This window comes from Thiocystis violacea, from assembly GCF_016583565.1.
GTDB classification, from domain to species: domain Bacteria; phylum Pseudomonadota; class Gammaproteobacteria; order Chromatiales; family Chromatiaceae; genus Thiorhodococcus; species Thiorhodococcus violaceus_A.
Genome location: NZ_NRRF01000013.1, coordinates 111,894 through 135,630, shown reverse-complemented (window position 1 = coordinate 135,630; position 23,737 = coordinate 111,894). Strand labels below are relative to the sequence as shown.

At 66.6% G+C, this 23,737-nt stretch carries 15 protein-coding genes and 2 pseudogenes; 2 read left to right on the top strand and 15 right to left on the bottom strand.

Annotated elements, in window-relative coordinates:
* Positions 1 to 229: 229 nt before the first annotated feature.
* Positions 230 to 1,234 carry a hypothetical protein gene (locus CKO23_RS08245; RefSeq protein ID WP_200329915.1) on the top strand — a complete coding sequence of 335 codons (1,005 nt, stop codon included), beginning with the start codon at positions 230 to 232 and terminating at the stop codon, positions 1,232 to 1,234.
* A gap of 38 nt (positions 1,235 to 1,272) precedes the next feature.
* On the opposite strand, the gene CKO23_RS08240 is transcribed toward CKO23_RS08245, so the two are convergent.
* The 5 genes from CKO23_RS08240 to CKO23_RS08220 all read right to left on the bottom strand — a co-directional run bounded on the left by CKO23_RS08240 (position 1,273) and on the right by CKO23_RS08220 (position 5,849).
* The gene (locus tag CKO23_RS08240; protein WP_200329913.1) at positions 1,273 to 1,773 is read right to left on the bottom strand and encodes a CreA family protein; all 501 of its coding nucleotides are present in this window, start codon (positions 1,771 to 1,773) and stop codon (positions 1,273 to 1,275) included.
* Between the two features lie 44 nt (positions 1,774 to 1,817).
* Positions 1,818 to 3,014: a protoporphyrinogen/coproporphyrinogen oxidase gene (locus CKO23_RS08235; RefSeq protein ID WP_200329911.1), complete on the bottom strand. Its 1,197-nt coding sequence runs from the start codon at positions 3,012 to 3,014 to the stop codon at positions 1,818 to 1,820.
* Positions 3,015 to 3,027: 13 nt separating this feature from the next.
* Positions 3,028 to 3,546, bottom strand: coding sequence for a hypothetical protein (locus tag CKO23_RS08230; protein WP_200329909.1), 519 nt, complete (start codon positions 3,544 to 3,546; stop codon positions 3,028 to 3,030).
* A 46-nt stretch (positions 3,547 to 3,592) separates the two neighbouring features.
* Entirely contained in the window at positions 3,593 to 4,174 is a 582-nt protein-coding gene (locus CKO23_RS08225; RefSeq protein ID WP_200329908.1) for a Tll0287-like domain-containing protein, read from the bottom strand.
* A 121-nt stretch (positions 4,175 to 4,295) separates the two neighbouring features.
* Positions 4,296 to 5,849: a methyl-accepting chemotaxis protein gene (locus CKO23_RS08220; RefSeq protein WP_200329906.1), complete on the bottom strand. Its 1,554-nt coding sequence runs from the start codon at positions 5,847 to 5,849 to the stop codon at positions 4,296 to 4,298.
* Between the two features lie 522 nt (positions 5,850 to 6,371).
* Here CKO23_RS08220 and CKO23_RS08215 point away from each other — a divergent pair.
* Complete coding sequence (locus tag CKO23_RS08215) at positions 6,372 to 7,943, top strand: sensor domain-containing diguanylate cyclase (protein ID WP_200329904.1); 1,572 nt, start codon at positions 6,372 to 6,374, stop codon at positions 7,941 to 7,943.
* A gap of 11 nt (positions 7,944 to 7,954) precedes the next feature.
* Here the strand turns inward: CKO23_RS08215 and uvrA are convergent, their stop codons facing one another.
* The 10 genes and pseudogenes from uvrA to CKO23_RS08160 form a co-directional block, all read right to left on the bottom strand.
* Positions 7,955 to 13,519, bottom strand: coding sequence for an excinuclease ABC subunit UvrA (uvrA, locus tag CKO23_RS08210; protein WP_200329902.1), 5,565 nt, complete (start codon positions 13,517 to 13,519; stop codon positions 7,955 to 7,957).
* Between the two features lie 304 nt (positions 13,520 to 13,823).
* Positions 13,824 to 13,955: pseudogene (locus CKO23_RS08205) on the bottom strand (IS1 family transposase); the annotation flags it as partial.
* Between the two features lie 207 nt (positions 13,956 to 14,162).
* Positions 14,163 to 15,377, bottom strand: a pseudogene (gene ltrA, locus CKO23_RS25520) (group II intron reverse transcriptase/maturase).
* Between the two features lie 876 nt (positions 15,378 to 16,253).
* The gene (locus tag CKO23_RS08190; RefSeq protein WP_200329898.1) at positions 16,254 to 16,868 is read right to left on the bottom strand and encodes a YfiR/HmsC family protein; all 615 of its coding nucleotides are present in this window, start codon (positions 16,866 to 16,868) and stop codon (positions 16,254 to 16,256) included.
* A gap of 43 nt (positions 16,869 to 16,911) precedes the next feature.
* Positions 16,912 to 18,915: a TonB-dependent receptor plug domain-containing protein gene (locus CKO23_RS08185; protein WP_200329896.1), complete on the bottom strand. Its 2,004-nt coding sequence runs from the start codon at positions 18,913 to 18,915 to the stop codon at positions 16,912 to 16,914.
* 24 nt (positions 18,916 to 18,939) lie between these two features.
* Positions 18,940 to 21,258, bottom strand: a complete 2,319-nt coding sequence (locus CKO23_RS08180) for a hybrid sensor histidine kinase/response regulator (RefSeq protein WP_200329894.1) — start codon at positions 21,256 to 21,258, stop codon at positions 18,940 to 18,942.
* A 91-nt stretch (positions 21,259 to 21,349) separates the two neighbouring features.
* Positions 21,350 to 21,997, bottom strand: a complete 648-nt coding sequence (locus tag CKO23_RS08175; RefSeq protein WP_200329892.1) for a YfiR family protein — start codon at positions 21,995 to 21,997, stop codon at positions 21,350 to 21,352.
* Between the two features lie 80 nt (positions 21,998 to 22,077).
* Positions 22,078 to 22,407 carry a hypothetical protein gene (locus CKO23_RS08170; RefSeq protein WP_200329890.1) on the bottom strand — a complete coding sequence of 110 codons (330 nt, stop codon included), beginning with the start codon at positions 22,405 to 22,407 and terminating at the stop codon, positions 22,078 to 22,080.
* 142 nt (positions 22,408 to 22,549) lie between these two features.
* Positions 22,550 to 23,308 carry a competence/damage-inducible protein A gene (locus CKO23_RS08165; RefSeq protein WP_200329888.1) on the bottom strand — a complete coding sequence of 253 codons (759 nt, stop codon included), beginning with the start codon at positions 23,306 to 23,308 and terminating at the stop codon, positions 22,550 to 22,552.
* Positions 23,305 to 23,733 (bottom strand): PaaI family thioesterase, encoded by a 429-nt coding sequence (locus tag CKO23_RS08160; protein WP_200329886.1) that lies wholly within the window; start codon positions 23,731 to 23,733, stop codon positions 23,305 to 23,307. Before CKO23_RS08160 ends, CKO23_RS08165 begins: the two co-directional genes overlap by 4 nt.
* Positions 23,734 to 23,737: the final 4 nt, after the last annotated feature.

The window sequence follows — 23,737 nt, the reverse complement described above, 5'->3', positions numbered from 1 at the left end:
GGCCGACGTTAGGAGGCCCAACATGCACCGTCGCATTGGGCCTCGTCCCTCGGACCAGCGTACGCCTGATGTGCGACCGCCGCGGTCAGCCGGGCCTCTGTCGCTGCAGTCTCCTCCCGTGCATGCGGTTTCACGTTCCGGGGGGCGGCGCGGCGTGCGTCGGCAACCGTGCCGGTATTCGTTGGCGCTCCCATCTCTCAAGGCGATGAACAAAAGGAGGACGAGGCACTTGAAGCTCTTCCAATCCATCTTCGGCGGACATGATCGACAGGGAGGCTCCTATCCGGAGCTGCTCATTCAGGCGGCCATCGAACGGGCCGTGGAGGGGACGGATCCACGGCTGAAGTTCGTCTCCGGGTTCCGCAAGCGCTTGCGCGCACCCGTGATCCAGGCCATCGATCACGTCGTCGATCTCGTGGAGGCAATCCCCGGGTCTGTCGTCAGCGGTCCAGGGGAGTACGCATCCGAGCCCTGTCTCTGTGCGCTGTTCGCCTCCGGGCATGGCATGTTGGAGATCCTGGGCCGGGATGCGGAGGTGCGCGACTACCTGGCGGGTCCGGGCGCGGGCGCCGAGCGGGTGACGGCACTGCTGCTGGCCGAATGCATCGAGAAGAAGGGGCTTGGCGTCGAGCTGGTGGACGACCGGCTGCAACGCGAGGTCGCCCAGGTCAGCGTCAGTTTTTCGGCGCACCGCTTCCTGGACCCGACCGACGATGAGGCCGAGACCCGACGGCTCCTCAAGCGCCGGGCCTTCGACCATCTGCTGACCCTCGCGCTGAAGCGGATCGTTGAGGCGAAGATCGAGCGCGCGGACCTGGCCCGCCAGCGGGATCTGCTGCGGCGCAAGCTCAAGGCGCTTGAGACGGGCGGTTGGAGCTTCGGTGCGCCTGAGGCCGTGCACCCGACGCACGCGGCCCTGCAGGATGAGTTGGATGGAATCACCCAGCAATTGGATGCCATGGGGGCAGAGACGGGGTTGCTCGACGCCCATCTCGAGATGCTGATCGAGGTGCTCCAAGGTGCCGCGGATCAGCTCTGGGGCTCGACGCTTGAGCTGGATCTGGATGCGATGAACATCCTGCGCGCACCCGGCGATCCCTCAGCGCGCCATATCCACCTGGGTCAGTTGCACAACGTGCTCGGCCGCCGGCTCGTCATGCTGCCGATCAGTTTCTCGCCGCGCGATCTTCCGCCCCGGGAAGACTTCGTGAGCGCGGCCGAGCGCTACCTCTAGCCCGTCGGGCCGGAGGACGAGGCCCAACAAACCGCTGGCTACTGGCCTGTCTTGCCCTGGGGTTGCGCCCCGGTGTTCGTCCAAGGCTGAATGGCGACGGCGGAGACGCTGCTCTTGGGCGAGCCTTCGATGACACGGTCGCTGTAGCTCAGATAGACCAGGGCGTTGCGGGGCGCATCGTAGAAACGCACGACCTGGAGGCTCTTGAAGACGAGCGAGGTGCGTTTCTTGAAGACCTCGTCCCCATCGCCTTTGCCCGAGCGCACCGCGTCGGGCAGATCGATGGGACCGATCTGGGTGCACTCGATCGAGGCGTCCGAGGTGTCTTCCGCAACGCCGATGGCGCCGGAGACGCCGCCGGTCTTGGCTCGGCTGAGATAGCAGACGACGCCGGGGATCTCCTCGTCCTGAAAGACCTCGATGACGATCTTGTCGTTGGGTCCCATCCATTTGAACTTGGTCGAGACGCTGCCGATTTCCTCGGCCAGCGTGACTGTCGATAGGCAGAGCAAGGTCAGGGCAATGAGTGTCGTGTGCATGCTGGCGTCTCCAATCGGTTGCCGAATCATCTCGGCGATCGGTTTCAGTTCCCGAAGAGGCGTTCGTCTTCGCTACGGCTGCGTGTCAGCGCGTCTTCCATGGAGACGCCGATGAACCAGTTACCAGTGACGCCGAGGCGCTTCCCGGCGAGGGCCGTATCCAGTTGGGCGACCCGCTCGGCATGGCCGCTGCGCAGCGCCGGGAGCCGGTTGTGGATGCGCGCCTGCGCGGCGATCTGCTCCGGACGGATGCCGAGCACGGTGCAGGCGCGTTGAAGCTGGGCGTCGGGGTCGAGTGTGCCGGGCTTGTAATGGAAGGCGAAGCCACGGTACTGCGCGTCGGGCAGGAAGTCGCGCGAGACGGCGGAATAGAAGGCGTCCTCGACGGCGATCATGCCGGCCGTGGGTGGTAGATCGAGGTCGGTCTTGCGCACGGCGATCACCAGGGTCTCGATCTCGGCCACGCCGATGTCGGCGATGGCGGCGCGCGCGGCCTCGAAGCCGGCGGGCATGAGCTGCGTCGCCGCGTCAGGCGGAACCGCGAGGGTGAGCGCGCGCGATGTCAGCTCGGAGCCGTCCTTCAGCCTGACGCGAAAGCCGTCCCCGTCCGCGAGGATTTCCGAGACGGACTGCGAGGTGCGAACCTCCAGCCCTTTCTGCGCGGCGATGGCGTTTGGGATGGCCGAGATACCCTCGGCGAAGGTGAACGCCTTGATGACGTCCTTGCGGCGCGGCTTGCGCCTGAACAGGGCCTCGGCCGGGTAGTCGTCCGCGGGCTGGCAGATGACGGCCTGGAAGGCGTGTCGCAACAGATCCTGATAGTTGCGGCGGCCCAGCACCTCGCCATAGTAATCGCGCACGCTGCGTCCGGCCTTGGGGGCCTTGAAGATGCGCGGGATGGAGCGCGCGGCCTCCAGAAAATGCAGGGCGGAGGTGATCTTGCGGCGCTTGCCGTCCTTCCAGAGGGAGTAGCCGACCTTGAGCTTGGGCTGCACCTGGCTCGTCAGTCCCAGGTCGTCCAGGATCGAGAGCATGTTGCCGTAGCTGTTGAAGCAGGTGTGTCCGCCGCCTTCGGTCCAGAAGCCGCCGAGGCCGTCGAGCGTCTGGCTGTTGATGCAGCCGCCAACACGGTCGCTGGCCTCTAGGACCAGTGTGCCGAGCCCGCGACGGGCAGAGAAGTGCGCGGCGCCAAGGCCACTGATGCCGGCGCCGATTACGATGTGGTCGAAGTCTGTGCTCATGGGGCGGGGGTGATCAACGCGTCTGGTTGTCGTCCGGGGGCACATCCATGTCTGCCAGCGTGAGGTAACTGGTGTCGGGCGGATCGAGGTGAGGGGGATCTGGCTCGCAGTCCGCGAGGGTCCATTCCGGACCTGGAACCAGACTCAGATGGCTGATGTCCAGCTCGATCATCTTAACCTCGGGCGCCTCTTCGAGGAAGTCGCCCATTGGGGCCAGGCTGAGGCCCGATGCCTCTTCCGGCGTTAGGGGCCGGGGATCGTTCGCCGCATCGGTCTCGGTCTGGCCGGATACGCCGTCCTCGACCAGTGTGACCCGGATGATGGCGCCGACTTCATCGAAGGCGCGCTTGTAGCGTGCGGCGGTCGCACCATCGACACCGCGCTTGATCAGGACTGGCTTGCCCCGAAACAGGCGCTCCACGCCCTGCTCGTCCAGCTTGAAGAGGGCGCGCAGCTGCTCGCGTGTCTTGGTCGGGTCGGCCTCGGCCTTGAGGGTTCCGTCGAAGCTGATGTCGAAACGCGCGTCTGACATGAAAGTCCTTCTCCAGACCCTGGCCGAGGCATGGGGTCGCTAGCGGTTACAAGGGTTTGGACAGGCTGAAGGCCCCGCGGATGTCGCCCAGGCTGAAGCCTCGCGCCTGGTCCTCGGGGTAGTGCTCGTCGAGTGCGGTCGCGACCTCCTCGGGAATCTCGGTTCCATGGCAGGTCAGACAGGCCTGCTGGGTCGGAATCGCCTTCATGAAGCGGAATTCCTTGCCATTCGCGGTCTCGACGACCTCGGCGAAGGCCATGGTCTTGACGTCCTCGCCGGCGGCCTTGCGTGACTCGAACTTCTCCAGAACCGCCTTCTCCCAGGCATCCGGCGTGTCCAACTCGGTGTTGCGGACCTTGAGACTGGTGCGTTTGACGTCCCAGCCGGTGGACTTCGAGAGTCCGGCGGCGATGGCCGGCGCGCGCTTCTCGCAGACGGTGACGGCCTTCATCGGGCCACCGTTGTCCAGGGATGCCTTCAGCTCGGACTGCAGCTGCCCGGCGAACTGCTTGATGATGCCCTTGGCCTCGTCCACGTTGGGGTTGGCCGGCGCATCGGCGGCCTTGAGGCTGCCGGCGGCGAAGAGCAGGCTGGCGGCGCTGGCGGTAATCAGAATGGCGGTCTTCATGCGGTGTTTCTCCTGGGTTCGGCTGTCGATCGAGGCGTGTTGATGTGTACTAAGTCCGAGCATTTTACCTGGACTAATCCAGTTTGCCGTTGACAGATCGCATCCGTGGAGATTTTGGTGATCAGTAACGATAGCCGGACACGAGCTGCATCAGGGAGCCGGAGACGCTCTTCAGCGTCGATGCCGATGTCAGGTTCTTTCTCGCCTTTTCCACCACATTGTTGCTGTGGGTCGAGATGGTCACGATGTTGCTGGTGATGCCCTCGGCCACCCCTGATTGCTGCTCGATGGCCTGGGCGATCTGCGCATTCATCTCGCTGATCTGCGCGACGGACTCCAGGATCTCGTTGAGCGCCAGACCGGCACGCAGGATCTCGCTGGAGGTCTCCGTGGTCTTCTGCTGGCCATAGTCGGTCTTGGCCACCGAGCTCTCGATGTCCTGCTGAATCCTTTGAATGATGTCCTGGATCTCGGCGGTGGAGTCCTGGGTGCGTTGCGCCAGTGTGCGTACCTCGTCCGCCACCACCGCGAAGCCGCGACCATGCTCCCCCGCGCGCGCCGCCTCGATGGCGGCGTTGAGCGCCAACAGATTGGTCTGCTCGGAGATGCCGCGGATGACGTCGACGACCGAGCCGATGTTGACCGCGTTGCTTTCCAGCAGGCGAATGGACTCTGATGCCTCCACCATGACCTGCTGCAGGTCTGCGGTCGAGCGCACGGCATGGTTGAAGCGCTCATGGCCGTCGAGCGCCTTCTCGTTGGCGGTGGCGGCAAGCACGGCGGCGGTCTGGGTGGTCTCCGCGACCTGATTGATGGTCTGCGACATCTCGGTCACCGCCGTGGCCGCCTGCTCGGTCTGGTTGTGCTGAGAGGAGATCTCCGCCTCGGACATGCGGGCGATGTCGTCGAGCTGATGAGAGACCGATTTGATCTTCTGCGCCGCGCTCGACACGTCCGCGGTCAGGATCGCGAACTTGCGGATCATCTCGTTGAAGGCGGTAATGATCGGGGTGTTGCGTCGGTCCACGATGCGCAGGCTCAGATCCTTGCTTTGGTCGATGGTGGTGATGGCGTCCGCGAGCATGCGCGCCACCTGCTCGTCCCTGCGCATGAGGACCGCGTAGTAGATCAGCACGACGGCCTCGAAGACCACGAAGCCGATGTGCAGGGATACGATGCTCCATGAGCAGCCGTAGTTGAAGAGCATGATCGGCATGGTGCCGATCCCGACCGCGTGGAGCTGAAGCGCCGTCAGCGCGAGGTGATGGAGCGTGATCACGGCGGCGGCGACCGCGATGTAGCGCCAGTCCTTGTAGATCAGCAGGACCGCGAGCGCGACGAAGATGTGGAAGTGCATCTCGATGCGGCCAAGCTGGGTCTGGATCATGATGGCGGAGAGCGTCATCAAGAGGATGCCCGAGATGAATCCGAACCAGGGGGTGCCGCGCAGCAGCACATAGGCGGTGACCGCGACGAGGCCGACCAGGCTGGATGCATAGATGGCGAGGCTCTGGGTGCCATATCCGATGGGTATCAGGAACATGATGACCGGAAGATGGACGAGCAGGATGATGAACAGGATTCGGTCGTAACGCCGAAGCCGCTCCTGGGGGGCGCTCGACGGCGTCGTCCAGGCTGCCGATTTCAAGGTGGTCGTGCTCTGATTGGTTGTCATATGTCGCGTGCAATTGGTTCGGGTCGTCGTGCATCTTCGGCGGAGAGTCGAGTGGAAATCGGCACTCTCGCAACGGGAATAGTGCCTGATCTTGTCTGGCCTGTCCCTTGCCGGATCCCGATTGCGGTCCGCAAGGCGGACCCGTTCGTCGGAGATGTGGATCCTGCCGAGAAGATCTGCCGAGCCCGGAGGGTGCTCGCAACGGCCCCGGCCGTTCGCCGGTGGTCCGTTGTCTGAGCGGCGTCAAGAACGTTATGCTCCACGCGCGCCTCGCATCGACGGGTCGTCAGCGGCCGTTCGGTTCTTTGGGTCGACGTCGGGTGCCGGTCTCTCGCGAGCACGCAGAGCGGCCTGCTGTTGGCCGTGCTCGCCGGCCATCGCGAACCCGCTGCCGTGGCGCCGATGCCATCGGTGGCCTCTCGTGCCTTGTCTGACTGGTTGCTCGTGATCATGAATGGATTCCCCGTGGGACGTGAAGGCGGAACCCGACGTCGTTGGGTGGCGCGCCTGTCGCAGGCTCCCTTGCCGTCATTCTGGAAGCTCTTCCTGCCTCTGGCCGTCGTGCCGCTCGGCATCATCCTCGTCTTCTATGAGTGGGTTGCCGAGGATTTCTTCGACAGGCTGGAGACCTTGGAGGCGGTGACCCTCGAGTCTCAGGCCAGGGTGATCGGCCACGTCTTGACCGATGTGGTCGCGGATGCGCTCATCCTCGCCGAGCAGAACGAGCTGCGCGACTTTTTGGCGACCGGGGATCGCGCGCGTCTCCCGCAGAGCGCGGCCGAACTGCTCTCCTTCAGCCGCTATGTGGGGGTCTACGATCAGGTGCGGTTCATCGACGCGAGCGGTCAAGAGATCGTTCGCGTCAATCGCAACGGCGGGAATCCAGTGGTGGTGGCGGAAGCCGCGCTTCAAGACAAAGAGGGTCGCTACTATTTCGAGGAGGCCCTGGGGCTGGAGCGCGGCCAGGTCTATCTCTCCGCGCTGGACCTCAACATCGAGCGGGGTGTCGTCGAGATCCCCTACAAGCCGATGATTCGCGTCGGAACGCCGGTCGTCGACGCGGACGGGCGCACGCTCGGCATCATCCTCGTCAACTACTTGGCGCAGGACCTCCTCGACACGCTGAGCGGCGTCGGACGCATGTCCTCCGGGGTTGCCATGCTGCTGAACCAGGAGGGTTATTGGCTGCTCGCCCCGGACGCCTCGCAGAGTTGGGGCTTCATGTTTCCCGGCGGCGAGGAGCGACGGCTGGAGGTCGAGGATCCCATCGCCTGGTCGCGCATGACGCAGCAGCCATCCGGCCACTTCTACACCGCACGGGGCCTCTATACCTATCGCTGGCTGGATCTGGTCGAGGAGATCGGCCTGTTCATGAGCGTTGGGATCAGTGCCGGCATGGGTGCCGAACCGCGCCGCTGGTGCGTCCTGACGCGTGTCCCACGGGCATTCATCGATCGGCGTCGCGCGGAGATCCTGCTACCGCTGGGCGTCTCCGGCGCGGTGGTGCTGGGCCTCCTGGCGATCGGTCTGCGCGCCATCATCACGGTCATGGCGGAGCGCCGCCGCCGTCAGAAGCACCTGGAGCGGTTGGCCAGTCTGGATACGCTGACCGGCATCGCGAATCGGCGGACGTTCGAGGAGCGGCTGATGCGCGAGATGGCGCGCACCGACCGACACGGCCGACGCTGTGCGCTCCTGATGATCGATCTCGACGGCTTCAAGGCCGTCAACGATACCCAGGGCCACCAGGTCGGCGATCAGGTGCTCAAGGACGTCGCGAAGCTGCTGGGGCGCACCTTGCGCGTCCGCTCGGAGGATGTGGTCGCGCGTTTCGGCGGCGACGAGTTCGCGGTGCTGCTCTGCGAGCTCGGCGACGCGCAGACCGCGCTCGCCGTCGCCGAGATGATCCGAGCGCGCATCGGGCGCCTCGCCTGGGGCGGCCAATCGGTCAGCGCGAGCATCGGCGTGGCGCTCTATCCGGATCACGCCGGCGACATGCCGGAGCTGTTTCGCGTGGCGGACGCGGCGATGTACGGCTCCAAGCGCGCCGGAAAGGATCGCATCAGGCTCGCCGAGCGGCCCTCGGACACCTGAGCGCCGACACCTCAGTGGGCGAGGTGCGCCTGTAGCGCCAGCGCGGTCGGCAGCGCGCTGCCCTCGGCGACCTCCTCCGGCGTCCCCTCGGCGACGACCCGTCCGCCCGCATCGCCACCCTCCGGTCCCATGTCGATCACCCAATCCGCCTCCGCGATGAGGTCGAGATTGTGCTCGATCACCATCACGGAGTGGCCGGCGTCGACCAGCCGATGGAGCACCGTGATGAGGCGCTCCACGTCCGCCATGTGCAGCCCCACCGTCGGCTCGTCGAGCACATAAAGCGTTGGGCGTGGGGTGGGGCCGTCCGCGCTCGGGTTGGCCTTGGCCAGCTCGGTGACCAGCTTGATGCGCTGGGCCTCGCCGCCGGAGAGGGTGGGGCTCGGCTGGCCCAGCGTCAGATAGCCCAGGCCCACGTCCTGTAGCAGGGTCAGCGGGTGGTGGACGGCGCGGTGGGCGCTGAAGACCTCCGCCGCCTCGTCGATGCCGAGCGCCAGCACCTGGCCGATGTCCAATCCCTTGAAGCGGACCTCCCGCGTCTCGCGGTCGAAGCGGCTGCCGCCGCAGACCTCGCAGGTCATGCGCACGTCCGGGAGGAAGCTCATCTCCAGCTTCTGGATGCCCTGGCCCTCGCAGGCCGGGCAGCGTCCGTCCGCCGTGTTGAAGGAGAAACGCGCCGGCGACCAGCCGAGGATGCGCGCCTCCTGGGTCGCGGCGAAGAGCTTGCGGATGGCGTCCCAGAAGCCGACATAGGTCGCCGGGCAGGAGCGCGGCGTCTTGCCGATGGGGGTCTGATCCACCTCCAGCACGCGGGTGAGCGCCTGCCAGCCGGTGAACCCGCGGCAGCCGACCCGATCCGTCTTGCGCGCGCGGCCCGTGGCGGGCCGCTTGGCTCCCAGCAGGTTGCCGAGGCTCTTGACCAGCACCTCGCGCACCAGAGTCGATTTGCCCGAGCCGGAGACGCCGGTGACGCAGACCAGCCGACCGAGCGGCAGTCGCACGTCCAGCCCCCGAAGGTTGTTCAGCTCGGCGCCCTGGACGGCGAGCCAGTCGAGCTTGCCGTGGACCGGACGCGGCGGGCGCGAGCGGGCGTGCGGGCGGCCGAGAAAGCGCCCGGTCAGCGATGCCGGATTGGCGATCAGCTCCTCCGCCGTGCCCTGGGCGATGATCTCGCCGCCGCGCACGCCGGCGCCCGGTCCCAAGTCGATGACGTGCTCGGCGCGACGGATGGTCTCCTCGTCGTGCTCGACCACCACCAGGGTGTTGCCCTTGCCCTCCAGCCGGCTCAGGGTCTGGAGCAGCAGCCGGTTGTCGCGCGGATGCAGTCCGATGGTCGGCTCGTCCAGGATGTAGCAGACGCCCTGCAGATTGGAGCCGAGTTGCGCCGCGAGCCGAATGCGCTGGGCCTCGCCGCCGGAGAGGGTCGGGGCGCCACGGTCGAGCGTGAGATAGCCCAGCCCGACCTCGGCCAGGAAGCGCAGGCGCTCGCGCACCTCGGCGAGCAGGTCCTGGGCGATGGCCTGCTCGCGGGTCTCCAGGCTCAACTGGTCCAGGAAGACGGCGGCCCGGTCGACGGTCAGGGCGGAGAGATCCGCGATCGACTGGTCCCGAAAGCGCACCGAGCGCGCCTCGGTATTGAGGCGCGCGCCCCGGCAGCTGGGACAGCTGTGCGCATGCACGCCATCGGCCTCCAGCCACTGGCCCTCTTCGCCCGTCTGCTCGGCATCGAAGCCGCTCATGACCTGGCCGGCGCCGAAGCACTCGGGGCACCAGCCGTGCTTGGAGTTGTAGCTGAAGAGGCGCGGATCCGGCTCGGCGAAGGCGCGTCCGCAGCTGTGGCAGGCGCGCGCCGTGGAGTAGGGCGTCTCCGCGCCCCAGACGCCGTCGACCAGCCGCACCAATCGAACCTGACCCTTGCCGAGTTCCAGTGCCTGGGCGAGCAGGTCGCGCAGCCCGGCCTCTTGAGTGGGCTCGACGCGGACATCGCCGACCGGCAGATCGATGGAGTGCTCGCGGAAGCGGTCGAGCTTGGGCCAGCGGGCGGTCTCGATCGGCTCGCCATCGACGCGCAGCAGCGGCCAGCCCTTGCTCGCGGCCCAGGCCGCCAGGTCTTTGTAGATGCCTTTGCGCGCGACGATCATCGGGGCCATGAGCGTCACCAGCGCGCCGGCGTGGTCGCGCTGGATGCGGGCCAGGATGGCGTCGCGGCTCATGGGCTCGATGGGCACGCCGCAGTCCGGACAGTGCTGGATGCCGAGCTTGACATAGAGCAGCCGCAGATAGTGGTGAATCTCGGTCAGGGTGCCGACCGTGCTCTTGGCGCCGCCGCGGCTGGTGCGCTGCTCGATGGCGACCGTGGGCGGGATGCCGAAGATGGCGTCGACATCGGCGCGCGCGGCCGGCTGGACGAACTGGCGCGCATAGGCGTTGAGCGATTCCAGATAGCGCCGCTGGCCCTCGTTGAAGAGGATGTCGAAGGCCAGCGTGCTCTTGCCGCTGCCGGAGACGCCGGTGATGACGGTGAGACGGTTGCGCGGGATGGCAAGCGTCAGATCCTTGAGGTTGTGCTCGCGCGCGTGGCGGATCTCAATCGCTTGGGCGGCAACCGCGCGATAGGCCGCCGCGTCGTCGGCGACGGCGTCGGCCGGCTGGGGCCGCGGTGTGCGCCGCGTCGTTGCCGCCTGCTCCTCCCGATAGCGCTTGAGCGCGAGGCCGGTGTGGCTGCTCGGGTGCGCGGCGACCTGGTCCGGCGTCCCGCGGCAGATCAGCTCACCGCCGCCGTCGCCGCCCTCTGGGCCGAGGTCGATCAGCCAGTCCGCCGCGGCGATCACGTCCAGGTTGTGCTCGATGACCAGCAGTGAGTGGCCTTTGTCGATGAGGTGCCGCAGCGCGGTCAGCAGCACCGCGATGTCGGCGAAGTGCAGCCCGGTCGTGGGCTCGTCGAGCAGGAAGAGCAGCCCGCCGTCGCGCGCCTTGTGCCGGGCGGACTTGGCCAGATGCCCGGCGAGCTTCAGCCGCTGGGCCTCCCCGCCGGAGAGCGTCGGCACCGGCTGGCCCAGCCGCAGGTAGCCGAGGCCGACCGCCCGCAACGGCTCCAGCACCCGGCGCAGATCCTTGTCGTTGGCGAAGAAGGTCAGCGCCTCGGTCGCCGTCATCTCCAGCACGTCGGCGATGGAGCAGGCGCGCTGCGCAGCCCCTTCGACGGTGGGTCCGCCGATCCTGACCTCCAGCGCACTGTCCCGATAGCGCCGCCCATTGCAGTCCGGGCAGCGCAGATAGACGTCGGCCAGGAACTGCATCTCCAGGTGCTCGAAGCCGTTGCCGCCGCAGGTCGGGCAGCGCCCGTTGCCGCTGTTGAAGCTGAAGGTGCCGGCGGTGTAGCCGCGCTCCTTGGCGAGCGGCGCCTGGGCGAAGCGCTTGCGGATGACGTCGAAGGCGCCGACATAGCTCGCCGGGTTGGAGCGCGAGGTGCGGCCGATGCTGGACTGGTCGAGGAGCATGACGTCCGCGATCTGCTCGTGACCCTCGATGGCCGCGTGCTCGCCCGGCTGGGCCTCGGGGTGACCTTTGATCTGGCAGAGGGCGTTGTAGAGGACATCCTGGATCAGGGTCGACTTGCCGGAGCCCGAGACACCGGTCACCACCACCAGGCGGTCGAGCGGGATGGCGACATCGATCGCCTTGAGGTTGTGGGCGCTGGCGCCGCGAATCTGGAGCCAGCGGCAGTCCGCGTCGGGCGGCTCCGGCTGGCGCGATGGGGCCACCTGTCGGCGACCGGCGAGATAGCTGCCGGTCAGGGAGTCGGGTGCGTCGAGCAGTGCCTCCGGCGAGCCTTGGAAGACAATGTTGCCGCCGTGCTCGCCTGGCCCAGGGCCGATGTCGATGATGCGGTCCGCCGCGAGCATGACCTGGGGGTCGTGCTCGACCACCACCAGCGAGTTGCCGCGGTCGCGCAGCCGCTGCAGCACCTGGACGACGCGGTCCATGTCGCGCGGGTGCAGTCCGATGCTCGGCTCGTCGAGGACGAAGAGGGTGTTGACCAGCGAGGTGCCGAGCGCGGTCGTCAGATTGATGCGCTGAACCTCGCCGCCCGAGAGGGTGCGGGACTGACGGTCGAGCGTGAGGTAGCCGAGTCCGACCTCGCAGAGATAGCCGAGGCGGGAGCGTAGCTCGGTCAACAGCAGGTCCATCGCCTGGTCCATGACGCCGTCGAGTCGCAGCGCTTGGAAGAAGTCGCGGCCGCTTGAGATCGGCAGACAGAGCAGGTCATGGACACTGAGTCCCGGTAGGGCGTCCCAGGTCGCCCGCGGCATCTGGGTGCGGGCGTGGCGGAAGCGCCGATCCGGCGCCATCGCCTGGTCCGCGAGTGCCTTGGAGCCGACCCGCCAGTCCAGGCTCGCGTCCTTCAACCGCGCCCCATCGCAGGCGGGGCAGACGTCATAGCTGCGGTAGCGCGAGAGCAGCACCCGCACATGCATCTTGTAGCTGCGTCCCTCCAGCCACGCGAAGAAGCGGCGCATTCCATACCAGACGCCGTCGTCCCAGTCGCCGTCGCCCTCGATGACCCAGGCGCGGTCGGCGTCGGTCAAGTCGCGCCAGGGCACGTCGGTCGGGATGCCGCGCGTGTGGGCGAAGCGCATCAGGTCTTCCTGGACCTCGGCATAGCTGTCCGTCTGGATGGGCTTGATGGCCCCTTCGATCAGTGACTTCGAGGCATCCGGCACCACCAGTGACCAGTCGATGCCGATGGTCCGGCCGAAACCGCGGCAGCTGTCGCAGGCGCCAGAGGGCGAGTTGAAGGAGAAGAGGTTGGGCGTCGGCTCCTGGTAGCCGATATCGCATTCGGCGCAGTGCAGGTCCGAGGAGAAGCGCCAGGGCGCGCCTGGCTGCTTGTCGGCATTCAGCGGATAGACCAGGGCGCGGCCGTGGCCTTTGCTCAGTGCGGTCTCCAGTGCTTCGATGCCGCGCCCCTGGTTCGCCGGCGTGAGCCGGATGCGGTCCTGAATCACCTCGATCCGCTCGGCGCCTTCGCTCAACAGTCGGATGTAGCCCTGCTGGGCGAGCATCTCCTTGACGCTCTCCAGCCCAAGCGACTCGGGCACGGCGACGGGGAAGACGATCAGCAGGCGAGGGGAGGCCTCACCCGCCTCGGCCAACAGCGTCTCCCAGATCGCCTCCGGCGCATCCCGCCGCACCGGCCGTCCGCAGCCATGGCAGAACAGCCGGGCCGCCCGCGCGAAGAGCAGTTTCAGGTGATCGTTCAGCTCCGTCATGGTCCCGACCGTGGAGCGCGAGGTGCGCACCGGGTTGGTCTGATCGATGGCGATGGCCGGTGGGATGCCCTCGATGCGGTCCGCCGCCGGCCGGTCCATGCGATCCAGGAACTGGCGGGCGTAGGGCGAGAAGGTCTCGACATAGCGCCGCTGGCCCTCGGCGTAGAGGGTGTCGAAGGCGAGCGAAGACTTGCCCGAGCCGGAGACGCCTGTCACGACGATCAGCTCGCCGAGCGGCAGGTCCAGATCCAGGTTTTTGAGGTTGTTCTGACGGACGCCACGCAGGCGGATGAGGTCATTCAAGGGAGGGCGTCTCTTGCGGCTGCTCTGGTTTGAGGCTGGATTGTAGACCAGGCATCGCAGTGCCGGAGGCGCGGCTCATGAACGGGTGCTACTGCAGGGCGTGTCGAGATTCCTTGGAGAGCAGGGGGCGGAGAAAGGGATCCGTGCAGTCAGTAACGCCAGCACGGGGCTCGGTCGGTAGGAGCGGCAACCGCCGCAACCGGGAGCCCGTCGCGGATTTTTGGCGTTGAGCGAAGTGTCACCAAAACGGCGTGTTGCTCAAGACGGCTTGAAGCCATGCGGGATCTGCACTATATGATTTCTCTTATGCGGATGCCTTGAGCAAAAGTGTATCGTTATAGTGGTATGCAAAGTACCAAATTGCGTCAACGTGATTCTCGATTTTCTTAGAGAATGAGAGCGCCTTCCGAACCAATCGCGAAACACGCCGCCGAACCGGTCTTGGTCATCGGTTGGACCGGTAGGGTGGACGAGCGAGAGCGAAGTCCACCGAACCCCGCGCCGTTGTTGGTGGACTGCGCTGCGCTTGTCCACCCTACCGAAGACGACTGGTACCGGGTGGCCGCGGGTGCTTATGCACCCGCGGCTCCCACAGATCCGGACGTGCGGGACTACCGCATCCGGCTCCTCGGTTGAGCAGTCGCTACGCGACATAGTTGCTATGAACGACACGTGCGGGCGGCAAGGGATAACGTTGGAGCAGGCGCGCAAAAGCCTCCCAGTTGAGCGAAGGCCGATAGGAACGACGGTTCAGCCACTTGCGCCAGAGGCGGCGGACCGCCTGTCGGAACCGCACCAACGCACGGGCGTTGCCGGTGATCCCATAATAGGCGTCGTGGCCTTTGAGCTTGCGCTCGAGTGTCTGCCACTGCTCCGCCACCGAGAGATGACGATGGCGGCGGCACCACTGCCCGATCTGCCGCACGGCGCGGCGAAAGCGGGTTTTGGCCGTCTTGCGTTGCACCACCCAGTGTCCATTCCGGGAGCGTCCCCAGTAATGCGTAAAGCCGAGCAGGTCGAAGCTGCGCCCGCGTTGCGAGCGCCGCGTTCCTCGCCGCCAGGGCGGACGACGAAAGTCCACCAGGCGAGTTTTCTCGGGGTGAAGCGTCAGACCGAAGCGCGCCAGGCGCTTGGCCAGAACCTCCAAGACCCGCCGTGCGCCCTCTTCCCGCTCGAAGGCCAAGGTCGCATCGTCAGCGAAGCGGACCATGAAGGCCCGCCCGCGCAGGCGCGGCTTGACGGTGTCCTCGAACCAGCGGTCGAGGACTTCGTGCAGGTAGAGATTCGACACCAGCGGGCTGATCACACCCCCTTGCGGGCTGCCCCGCTCGGGATGGTGGATGACCCCCTCTTCCATGACGCCGGCATGCATCCATTTGCCCAGCACGCGACGGATCACACCGTCACGTACCCGTTAGTCGAGAAAGGCATGGAGATGGCTTCGCTCCATGCTGTCGAAGAAGGCTTGGATGTCGAGGTCAATCACCCAGGCACCGCGCAGGTCCATGACCCCGTCCCACAAGGCTTGCAGCGCCTGGTGGGCGCTACGTCCTGGACGGAAGCCATAGGAGCAGTCCAGAAAGTCCTGCTCGTAGACCGGCTCCAGCACCATCAACACCGCCCGTTGGAGGATCTTGTCTTCCAGAGTCGGTATGCCAATGGGCCGGGTCTTCTTCGTTCCCTCCTTGGGGATGTGAACGCGTCGCACCGGTGGCGCCTGATAGCGACCGCTCTTGAACCGTTCGAGCAGATCGCTCAAGTTCTCGTGCAGCCGCGCCTCGTACGCCTCGGCGGTGACGCCATCCACACCCACCGCGCCGTCCTTGCGCGTGCGCCGGTACGCCTCTTCCAGCCACATCAGGTCGATGTGGTGCGCCAGCGTGGTCAGCACCATCCCCGGCGCCTCTCTCGCCAAGTTCGCGATCGTCTCTTGTTTCGTTGTGATGGTCTCGCAACCCAATGTTTGCGCCATCTGTCCCTCCAGACGGTGTCTCAACCGATCGGCCGCTTCCCTCCCGTGGGTCCGCTCGGGTGCGTTCCCCANGCTTCTTCCGCGGCGCCCGCACCGCGTCACGGACAAGGAACGACTGAGCCCTCCCAGGTTCCTGGGCGACCCGTGCGTGCATGCCCTGCTCTCAGACCCCGGCGGAGTCTCGACATCAGGCCGTTACGATGTCGAGACTGTTGCCTTCCGATGTTCGGACTACGTCGGCTCCGCTGGCATCAGTTTCGGGGCTCTATCACACAGCCTACACGCCCCCTGTGTTCGCTTCGCAGGCGGGATCACTCCCGAACCACGCCACACTCGGTTCCGGTGGATGGCCAATCCTTACCGGCTCGGGACTTGCACCCGGTGGGCCGCAACAAGGAGTTTCCGATTTGCTTATCCGTTCGCTATCTTCCTCTCCTTCCAGGCTTTGCCTGGCGCAACCGAAGGATGATCGACGCCGCCCCGATCAGACGGCGGACAGACAGCCACCCGCCAAGGCTCTCGGCGGCACGGCGTCCGTCAGCGACTCAAGGGATCCCGCGACGCGTGTCTCGACACCAAAGATACGCAACCTGACCCCTCTAATCATCATCCTAGGTGCAGCGGCCTGGCCGGGCAATGCGGGTGACATCGAGGTGTGACCGCCATCAACAAGGCGCGCCAGGTCGAGCGAATTCCGCGCACCAGCACACACTTGCGCCGCCCGCCAGTCGCCATGAGTCCCGGCAGGACACCCGCCGGGGCTCATGGCGACTGGCGCCGTTCCGAGACCAGGGTCGCGATCCGCAGCAGCTTGGAGCTGATGCGGATGCCGGCCCGCATGGCCGCATCGCGGTTGATGAAGGTGCGCAGCCTGCCGCCCTTGCGGACCAGGCCAATCATGCCGCCCTCGCGCGCGAATGCCTCTGAGTCGCTCACCGTCAGCACGGGCCGACCGCGCGTGGCGGCCAGGACTTGTGCGAGCCGGGGCTGGGCGCTGTGATCGATATAGAGCAGATGACAGCGCCGCCAGCTCTCGCGATCTTCCGCGACGATCAGCTCCAGCGGGTGTCCATTGACCGTTTCGCCCGATAGGACCTCACGCAGGTCATCCTGCAGCGCCGGGATCGCCAGTGCGCAGTAGCGCAAGGGAGCACTGGACGTTTCGAAGGCACTCGCCGGCCAGTCGACGAAGGCGGCGAAGTTGTAGAGATAGACGGCGCGCACCTCGATCTCGGAGAAGCTCTCGGTGCGCGGAGCGCCCGCGGGAGCGCAGCTCAATACCAGACCCAGACAGACGGGCGCGATCCGCCGCCAGGCGACGGATGCCCGCTTGTCGTTGCCCGGGGGGTCAGGCTGAAACCATCTGGATCGGCGCACGGTTCGTCCCTTCAATGACCGCTGGCGTCCTGCTCAATGCTCATCAATATCGAATGTCGATACGTAGCATCACCTCGCGGGCAATCAGGTGCGGTGTGCCGCCCAGGGTCTCGTCCCCGTACTCGAGATGGCTGGGATTGAGTAGATTTCGCCCAACCAGCGCGACCGTGACCTTTGGATCCAGCCGCCAGGCAAGGCGGGCGTCGAGCTCCAGATAGGCATCCACGTCGAAGTCCGGCAACTGATCCACGAACCGCGCGTAGAGGTCCAGCTCCAGGTCGCTGCGCAGGTCCAGCCCGGCCCGCAGCCCGGCCTCCTGCTGCGGATAGCGCCCGGCCAGGACAGCGGCCTCCGGGTCCGTGCTGACCGCGTCGGGCTGCAGATCCATGCGCATCAGTGAGTACCAGGCCTGCAGCTTCAGGGTGTCGCTTGGACGCCAATCGACGACTAGGTCGGCCCCATAGGTCTGTCCCTTCAGCCGATTGTCAGGCGTGGTGTCGATGACCCAACGCGGATAGGGGACCAGACTCAGCTCGGCGGCGGACAGCTCCAGGGTGCGCAGCTCATCGTAGTCGTTGTAGAAGAGCGCCAGGTCGAACCCGAGCACCGGCGTCGGACGCCAGCGCCAACCCGCCTCGTAGGCGTTCAGGGTCTCGCTCTCCATGACGCTGACCCCGGTGGAGCGGAAGACGATCGGCAACCCAAGCACGGCGCTGTCCCCGCTCAGCGCGGCGCTCTCGCCAAACAGATCCAGCTCCCCGCGCGAGGGCGTGCGGACCGCACGCGAAACGGCCGCCCACAGGGTTGCGTCCGGCCGCGGGTTCCAGCGGGTGCGAATGCTGGGTTGGATCTCGAAGCCGGTGAAGTCGTTGTGTTCGAGCTTGGTGCCCAGCGTCAGGTACCAACGCTCCGCGAGCAGCCGGATCTCATCCTGGACGAAGGCGCTCAAGAGATCGAATTGGCGCTCCGCCGGATCGGCCCCATTGAGGTCGGAGCCGTCGATGCGGCTGTTGTACCAGCGATAGCCGAGACCGGCGTTGAGATCATGGCGGCCCAGGGTAGCGAAGCGGTGCCGGTATTCCGTCTCGATGGTGTCGAGATCCTCGGTCAGGTTCTCGTTGTCGATGCCTGTCTCCAGATCCGAGCGGTCGTAGTAGATGCGCAGGGTGTCGGTCGCGCCCGAGGCACGCGCATGATCCCATTGCAGCATGAGGTTGCCGCCGGAGAGCCAGGGATCCTCCGCGTCGCTGGACTGAACGTCGCCCTGCAGGGTGAGGTTGTCCGTTGGGGCGAGATCCCAGTCGCCGCGGAAGCCGAGTCTGCTTGCGGAGAAATCGTCGTCGTCCAGGAGCCCGGTCAGATTGGGCTCGACCAGATTGGGCTCGGCGAGCCGGTCGTCATACTTGGCGTAGAGCCTGAGGTAGCCATGCTCGCCGACGGGCGCGCCATAGCGGGCCGCGCCGCCGCGCTGCGCGTTACCCGCATAGCCGGAGATCAGTGTGCCCTGGGTCTCGGCGGCGTGCTTGGTGATGATGTTGACCACGCCGTTCACGGCATTGGCGCCCCAGGAGGAGGCGCCCGGACCGCGGATGACCTCGATGCGTTCGATGTCTTCCAACAGGGTATCGAAGGCCTCCCAGAACACGCCCGAGAAGAGCGGCGTGTAGACGCTGCGCCCATCGATCATCACCTGCAGCTTGTTGGCGAAGCGCCCGTTGAACCCGCGCGTGGTGATGGCCCACTCGGCGGTATCGATGCGGGCCACATTGAAGCCTGGGATCAACCTCAGCAGCTCCGGGATGCTGGTGTAGCCGCTGCGCCGGATATCGTCCTCGGTCAAGACGTAGACGGCGGCGGCGCTGTCCGCGAGGCGCTCCGGGCGCTTGGAGACGATGGAGACCTGCAGGTCGGCGAGCTGCTCCAGGCTCAGCCCCTTGAGGGCCTGCAGATCCGGATCGGCCGCGCGGACCTCGGGGCTCAGCAGCACGGCAAGGCCAATGCCTGCCGCGACCAGTGCTGCCGTCGCAGCGGGTCGTCGATTCCACATGGGATCAGGTGCCTCCTTCATTGCTCATGCGCGACGCGCCTCTTTCAAGGCCAGGGCAACCCTGGCGTAGTCCGCCTCCAGCCGCTCGATGCGCGCGCCCGCATCGGGAATACCGCCTGCCGCCGCGAGCTGTTCCAGCTCGGCGCACTGCCCGCAAAGCGCGTTGGCGCCCAGATGGGCGGCGCTCGACTTCATCCGATGCGCCGCCTCATGCAGCCCCTGGTAGTCGCCCTGCTCCAACGACCGCCGGATCCGCGCCAACATCGGTGGGGTGTCGGCGAGGAAGAGATCGATGACCCGTGTCAAGAGGTCCGGCCCGCCGGCTTGCTGCAGGTTGCGGATCTCATCCAGCGCCGTGGGATCCATGAAATCGGTCCCACCCGGCGCGCGCGGAGAGGCGCCGGGCGACGCCTCGGGGCGCTGGTGCGGGAGGAAGTCGGCAAGCAGGCGCGCGAGCTGCGCGGTCGTGTAGGGTTTGCTGAGGTAGGCATCCATGCCGGAGGCGAGGCACTTCCCCGCTGTCTCGGCTTGAACGTCCGCCGTCAGCGCGATGATGGGGATGCGCCGGCCCCCACCCTCTCGATCACGCACCAGGCGCGCCGCCGCGAAGCCATCGAGGCGCGGCATATGGCAGTCCATGAGCACCAGATCGAAGTGCCCGCAGCTCATCGCCTCAACCGCCGCGCGCCCATCGGCCACCAGCGTCACCTGACAGCCCAGGTGTTCGAGCATCCCCTCGGCGAGCTGCTGATTGACGGGATTGTCCTCCGCCACCAGGACATGCCCGGCAAGACTGCCCGGCTGCGCCGCGACGGCCGCCGGGCGCGCGGCGGGATTGGGATTGAGATCGACCGCGAAGCGCGCCTCGAAGGAGAAGGTCGAGCCCTCGCCCGCGCGGCTCTCCACCTGGATGTCGCCGTCCATGAGCCGGACCAGCTGGCGCGAGATCGCGAGCCCGAGTCCGGAGCCGCCGAAGCGGCGCGAGGTGGAGCTGTCCGCCTGAGCGAACTGATCGAAGATGGCCGCGAGCGCCGCCTCGGGGATGCCGATGCCGGTGTCCTTCACACGGCAGCGCAGGCGCACCTGATCCGGGCGCAGCTGATCCGGCCCGACCTCCACGGCGTCCATGTGGATCTCGACCCCTCCCCGCTCGGTGAACTTCACGGCATTGCCGGCCAGGTTCAGCACCACCTGGCGCAGCCGGGTCGCATCGCCGATGAGGTCGCAAGGCAGCTCGGGATCCAGCCGCAAGGCGATCTCGATGCCCTTGGTGCGCGCGGGCACCTGCAACACCTCCATGGCATCGTTGAGCACCTGCTGGAGATCGAAGGGCGCGCGTTCCAACTCCAACCGCCCCGCCTCGATGCGGGAGAAGTCCAGAATGTCGTTGATCACCGCGAGCAGATTCATGGCCGAGCGGTGCGCCGATTGCGTGAGGCGACGCTGGGCCGCGCTCAGCGGCGTGTCGAGCAGCAGCTCCGTCATGCCGAGGACGCCGCTGATCGGGGTGCGGATCTCGTGACTCATGGTCGCCAGGAAGCTGGACTTGGCCGAGCTGGCCGACTCAGCGGCCTCCTTCGCCGCCTTGAGCTCGACCATGGCCGCGGCCAGGGCGTCGTCGCGCTTGCGGATCTGCTCCAGCATGCCGTTGAACCCCTGCGTCAGGGTGCCGAGTTCATCCTCCGCGAACATCGGCGCCTGCATGGAGTAATCGCCCTCGACCGAGACCCGCTCCATGGTCTGCATGAGCGACATCAAGGGCCGGGAAAAGAGCCGCTGCAGGGCCGAGGCGAGCAGAAAGGCCAGCACGAGGGCCGGCGCCACCACCATGGCGGCAATGACGAGCTGGCGCTTGGCACTGGCCTCCAGGGGCGCGAGGTCGAAGCGCAGGTCGATGAAGCCCACCAGCCGCCCGCTGACCTTGATCGGCTGGACGACCGCGACATGCAAGTCGTGGAACCCCAGCAGCCTCTCGGTCTCCGGCATGAAGGGCGTCGCGCCGATCTCTCGCAGGCGTTCGGGCGCGGCACCGCGCTTGGCGTAGGCGGCCAGCCGGACCCCGTCCGTCTTGAGGATCCAGCCTGCCAGCACGTCCGGCTGTTCGCTCAAGGCGCCCAGAATCTCACCGGCCGCCTCGGGGTCGTCGAAGACCACGGCCGCCGCGGCATTGATGGCGAGCACCCGGGTCAAGGCCGTGGCGGAGGCGGTCATGGCCGCGCGCTGCGCCCGATGCTCGGCGAACAGGTAGGCCAGGGTGGCCAGCACCAGCACCAGGGAGGTCACGCCCACCACGATGGCGATGAGCTTGGCCTTGATGGGGAGTCGGTTGAGGAAACGTCTCATCGCGCGGTGCACCGCGTCTTCAGAGACGTTAGAGGACGGTACTCGACGCCTGGGCGGCCCGTCGTTCGACGCCAGGGACCATGCCCCCGCATCACTCGACGATCTCCGCCAGGTCGAGCAGCTGGGCGCGCATCGCGAGCCCGGCACTGCACGCCGCCCGGGAATCGATCTCGAAGCCGATCCGAGTGCCGCTACGCACCAGCGCGATCATGCCGCCGCTGCGCGCAAAGCCGGGGATGTCGCTGATGGTCAGGACGGGCTTGCCCGTGAGCGTGTAGATCACCGCACCCGCCTGGCTGCTGGCAGAGCGGGGAACGAAGAGGATGTGACAGTCCTCCGGCTGAGGCGATCCGGTCACCGGGATGACTTTGAAGTCGATGCGGCGTCCCTGGACCTTGCGCCCCGCGACACCCGCGAGTGCCGCTGCGAAGCCATCTTCACCCAGCAGACAGACCCACAGAGAGGCGTCGGCAACGGCGAAGGCGTTGGCGGGCCAGTCGACGAACTTGCCGATCTTGTAGACGATGGCCGCCTTGATCAGGTCTTCACGCGAAGGCTCCAGGGCATGAGCTGGCAGCACGACGAACAAAGAGAACAGGGCGAACACCGGCCGGAGGCGGATGGCGAATCGCCGCCACGCAGTCAGCGGCATGACCAGAATGGACCCATTGAATCCATCGCCATGGCTCCAGTCCGCCCGGTCGCGCGACGCCTGGCTGGGTTGAATCGGGGCATCCATGAAAGATCCTTGCCGCGAGCCTTTCGCCACGCTCAGAAGTCCAGACTCACCTTTGAGATAGACGGACCGCTCCAAGCTGGTCATCGGCATGTCGGCCAGCTCGGCACGCCGGGCGCCATGCGCCGGGCCTCCGGCACCTTGGTCACGCCGGAGCGGCGGATGTCCTGCTGGGCGATGACGAAGACGGCGGTCGGCGCCTGGGAGATGGACTCGGCCTTTCTGAAGGCCGTGGTGATCTGCAGGCCGAGCAACTCGGAGAGGCTCATGTCGAAGAGATCGACCTCGCGCCCCTTGGTGCCGCCCCAGCTAGAGCCCGTGCCTAGCGCGAGGCAGAGTGGCAGCAGCAGAGCGGTGACGCGCGCTGCGCTCGGGCCGCGGCGATGGGTTTCGGTGGCACCTAGTCTCGTCATGGACGCGTGTCGATCAGATCCCTGGAATCGGACAGCGAACGATGCTACGGCGTGGTCATTCCCCCATCAAGGCAAGTGCCGAGCGTTGTGACGGCGATCTCGAAAACCCCGTGAGATCGCGCCAGAAGGGCGCGCAAAACCCCTACGACGACGCCTCGGCGTAGCCGATCGACTCGCCGTCGAGCGCCTGACGCAGGTCGGCCATCGCGGCCTTGAGCCCTGACCGACCGCGAAAACCGAGCAGGATGTGCGGGTCATCGCCCATGTGGGGCAGACTGAAGAGCTTGAGATCCGGATGGGCGGTGGCGAGGCGATGCATGAGGGGCACCAGACGGCTCTCCGGAACGCCCCGAACGACCAGCACGGCCTCCTGCAGGGCCGCGCAGTGTCCGAATCGCTGGTCCAGCACCCACTTGCCCATCGGCCCAGCCATCTTGGGAAAGCCTGGGAGAAACCAATGGTTGGCGATCGAGAAACCCGGGATCTGATTGATCGGGTTGGGGATGAGCTCCGCGCCCTCCGGTAGATCCGCCATCAGGATGCGATTGGGGTAGGCATCGGCGCCGAACTTGGCTTCGAGCAAGGCCCGCGCCCCTGGATGCCGCACCAGCGCGACCTCCGCGGCCGCGGCGGCACAGGCGCGGGTGTGATCGTCCGGCGTCGCGCCAATGCCGCCGCAGACGAAGACCGGATCCGGCCGCGCCATGGAGAAGGCCAGATGCCCCGTCAGTGTCTCGGGGTCGTCCGGCAAGAGCCAGTGCCAGGCCAGCTCATGACCGCGCTCGTGAATCATGCGCTTGAAGGTCAGCAAGTGGCTATCGACCCGATCGCCATTGAGCACCTCGTCGCCGATCACCACCAGCCCGAAGGCGACGGGTGAGGGATGATGCAGCTTGATCATCCATCGCTCCGGGCGGGCAGATGCCCGGCGAGCGCGTCGCGTTTGCGGTAGACAGTGCCCTGGAAGAGCGCAATCAGGTTGTCGCCCTCATCGGTGACGCGGATGAGGTAGGTCGCCAGCTTGGGGTTGATCGAGACTTCCTCGGCCTCGGCGATGAGGATGCCGCGACCGGCCGACTTGAGAAAGGAAACCGCTACATTGACACCCAGAGCCACGCTCCCATGCGAGTTGGAGGCGACCGCGAAGACCAGGTCGGCCAGGCTGAAGATGGCGGCGCCATGCGCCACACCCACCGCGTTCAGGTGCCGCTCGCCGATCTCCAGCCGCGCGCGCGCCCTGCCCGACCCGACATCCAGGAGTTCGATACCGACATGCTCGGCGAAGCGGTCGTTGCGAAAGAAGGCGTGGATCTGGTCGGCGGTCATGATG

Coding starts and splice junctions, on each gene's coding strand:
- CKO23_RS08240 (WP_200329913.1), bottom strand. CDS start 1,773: ATGCACACGACACTCATTGCCCTGACCTTGCTCTGCCTATCGACAGTC.
- CKO23_RS08235 (WP_200329911.1), bottom strand. CDS start 3,014: ATGAGCACAGACTTCGACCACATCGTAATCGGCGCCGGCATCAGTGGC.
- CKO23_RS08230 (WP_200329909.1), bottom strand. CDS start 3,546: ATGTCAGACGCGCGTTTCGACATCAGCTTCGACGGAACCCTCAAGGCC.
- CKO23_RS08225 (WP_200329908.1), bottom strand. CDS start 4,174: ATGAAGACCGCCATTCTGATTACCGCCAGCGCCGCCAGCCTGCTCTTC.
- CKO23_RS08220 (WP_200329906.1), bottom strand. CDS start 5,849: ATGACAACCAATCAGAGCACGACCACCTTGAAATCGGCAGCCTGGACG.
- CKO23_RS08185 (WP_200329896.1), bottom strand. CDS start 18,915: ATGTGGAATCGACGACCCGCTGCGACGGCAGCACTGGTCGCGGCAGGC.
- CKO23_RS08180 (WP_200329894.1), bottom strand. CDS start 21,258: ATGAGACGTTTCCTCAACCGACTCCCCATCAAGGCCAAGCTCATCGCC.
- CKO23_RS08175 (WP_200329892.1), bottom strand. CDS start 21,997: ATGGATGCCCCGATTCAACCCAGCCAGGCGTCGCGCGACCGGGCGGAC.
- CKO23_RS08170 (WP_200329890.1), bottom strand. CDS start 22,407: ATGACGAGACTAGGTGCCACCGAAACCCATCGCCGCGGCCCGAGCGCA.
- CKO23_RS08165 (WP_200329888.1), bottom strand. CDS start 23,308: ATGATCAAGCTGCATCATCCCTCACCCGTCGCCTTCGGGCTGGTGGTG.
- CKO23_RS08160 (WP_200329886.1), bottom strand. CDS start 23,733: ATGACCGCCGACCAGATCCACGCCTTCTTTCGCAACGACCGCTTCGCC.